At 63.8% G+C, this 2,215-nt stretch carries 3 protein-coding genes and 1 pseudogene; all 4 read left to right on the plus strand.

Translation table 11 applies throughout. From position 1 onward, the window contains the following. Positions 1-178: pseudogene (locus VGL01_RS22480) on the plus strand (type II secretion system F family protein); the annotation flags it as partial. Between the two features lie 45 nt (positions 179-223). Further along, positions 224-1,093 carry a tetratricopeptide repeat protein gene (locus VGL01_RS22485; protein WP_331573304.1) on the plus strand — a complete coding sequence of 290 codons (870 nt, stop codon included), beginning with the start codon at positions 224-226 and terminating at the stop codon, positions 1,091-1,093. Further along, positions 1,090-1,533 carry a TadE family protein gene (locus VGL01_RS22490; RefSeq protein WP_331573306.1) on the plus strand — a complete coding sequence of 148 codons (444 nt, stop codon included), beginning with the start codon at positions 1,090-1,092 and terminating at the stop codon, positions 1,531-1,533. Before VGL01_RS22485 ends, VGL01_RS22490 begins: the two co-directional genes overlap by 4 nt. Next, positions 1,526-2,215 (plus strand): pilus assembly protein TadG-related protein (locus VGL01_RS22495; RefSeq protein ID WP_331573308.1); only part of this gene is annotated, 690 nt, incomplete at its 3' end. The genes VGL01_RS22490 and VGL01_RS22495, both read left to right, overlap by 8 nt.

Consider the following 2,215-nt stretch of genomic DNA (forward strand, 5'->3'; position numbering starts at 1 on the left):
CCTGCGGACGCTGTCGCGTACAGAGCGCTCGATGCAAATGGTCGCGCTCGAAGAAAAGGCCGCGAAGCTCGCGCCCAAGATGACGCTGCCGATGATGCTGTTCATCATGCCGACCGTGGCGCTCATTGCGGTCGGCCCGGCGGCGATCCGGCTCTTAGCCGTGTTTCGTCATCATTGAATGATCGTTTCTGTTTTGTCCTTTGTTTTTGTTTCTGGAGGTGGCATGACCACACCCCGCCCCACTCTTTCGCATCGCGCCTCGCTGGCGCTCTGCATGTCGATTGCGGCCGCGATGCTCATGGGGGGCTGCGCGAGCAATCACTACGTGGTGCCGCAGCCGATGCCCGTAAGCCACGTTCCCGACGCGAACGCCGATCTGCATATCGCCGAAAGCGCGCTCGGAGCAGGCGACACTCAGTTGGCCCTCTCCCTCTTCGAAAAGCTTTTGAAGGCCGATCCGCAATCGCGGCCCGCGCAATTGGGTCTCGCCGATACGATCTACCAGACGGGCGACCTTGCCCGAGCCAGCGTGCTCTACACGCGCGTCGCGGCTTCGGCCCCCGACGATCCGCGCACCCAGTTGGGACTCGCGCGCATCGCGCTGCGCCAACGGCATCTGGACGAGGCGGAGCAGCGCTACCGCAAATTGACCTCGGCCTATCCCGATAACGCGGTGGCGGCCGAGGGACTCGGAGCGACGCTGGACCTGCTAGGCCGGCATGAAGAGGCGCAGGCCGTCTATCGCGCCGCGCTGGAGCGCCACCCCGAAGTTCAGGGCCTCAAGGCGGACCTTGGGTTGTCGCTCGTGCTCTCGGGCCAGGCGCGAGCCGGCGCGAACGTATTGCTCGATATTGCGAGCCTGGCCGATGCGCCTCCGCAAGCGCGCCAGAACCTCGCGCTCGCCTACGGCTTGCTCGGCAACGGCGAGGCGGCCAAGCGCATTCTCGTATCGGAGATGCCGACCGAATCCGCCGAAGACAATCTGCGTTTCTATCGGGACTTGCGTGAACGACTGACGGCACAAGCCGGCAGCGGCGCCCACGCGGTACGGGTGCCGGGCGACGGCGTTTCATCGGGCGGAACGATTCGATGAGACCGCGTTTGCATCTCGGCAGGCACCGTCGCGCACGCACCGGCGGCATCGTCTCGCTCGAGTTCGTGCTCATGCTGCCGTTCTTGCTGATGGTGATGCTCGGCATCATCGACATGAGCCTGCTGCTTTGCGACAAGGCAGTCATTACAAGTGCCGCAGGCGCTGCGGCGCGTCAGGGCGTTGTCTTGCGCTCGACGCCTTATACGATCGCCCAGATCCAGAACGTTGCCTTGACCTACACGCAAGGCAGCCTGGTCAGCGGCGGCACGACCACCACGCCGACTGTCACACCGTCGGGCAGCTGCTCAACGATCGGCAGCGGCAATGCGCTGAAAGTGACGATCAATTACACGTACAACGGGCTCGTGGTCGGCTCGGCGTTCAGCGCGCTGACGGGACCTGTCACGTTAACGGCCGCGGCGGTGATGAACTGTGAGTGAACGAGCGAGTACCTTGCGCGCGAGTGCGGCCCGCATCGGGCGGCCGAAAGTCTGCCGCACGAATTTGCGATGCTGGTCGAGCCGTGCAAAAGCGCGCGGCTCCGCTGCACTGTGGTTCCTGTTTACGTTGACACTGCTGCTGATGTTCGGTGCTTTTGCGGTAGACGTTCCACGTGTGTTTGCGGTCAACCACGAATTGCAGAACGCCGCCGATGCAGCGGCGCTTGCCGGTGCCGGTGCGCTCACGACAGGTTCGAGCATCCCCAATTGGTCCGCAGCCGCGGCATCTGCCGCGGCCGCGGTGCCATTGAACGGATCGGACGGTGTCAAGCTATCGACCGGTACAATCAAGACCGGTTACTGGGACGTCGCGGCATCGTCCCCTATCTTGGTTGCGCCCAGTGCGGTCATACTACCGGCTCCTTCAGGGCACATGCCTGAACCAGCCGTGCAGGTCACGGTCACGCGAGACGCGAGTACGAACGGCGGACTGGTCAAGCTCTTGCTCGGCACGCTCCTTGGCACTGCATCCACATCCGACAGCGCAACGTCCGTCGCGGTCATCACGCCGCCCTCGGCGCTTCCGGCCGGCGGGCTGTTTCCCGTCATGATGGATCAGTGCGTCTACAATCAATATTGGGACAGCACGACGAATCAGCCGAAGCTCGATGCGTCCGGCCAA

Origin of the sequence: Trinickia sp., assembly GCF_036503415.1 — a bacterium.
GTDB lineage: Bacteria > Pseudomonadota > Gammaproteobacteria > Burkholderiales > Burkholderiaceae > Trinickia.

What these genes read in the sequence shown, in the direction of transcription:
- VGL01_RS22485 (WP_331573304.1), top strand. Translation starts at nt 224, where the DNA reads ATGACCACACCCCGCCCCACTCTTTCGCATCGCGCCTCGCTGGCGCTC.
- VGL01_RS22490 (WP_331573306.1), top strand. Translation starts at nt 1,090, where the DNA reads ATGAGACCGCGTTTGCATCTCGGCAGGCACCGTCGCGCACGCACCGGC.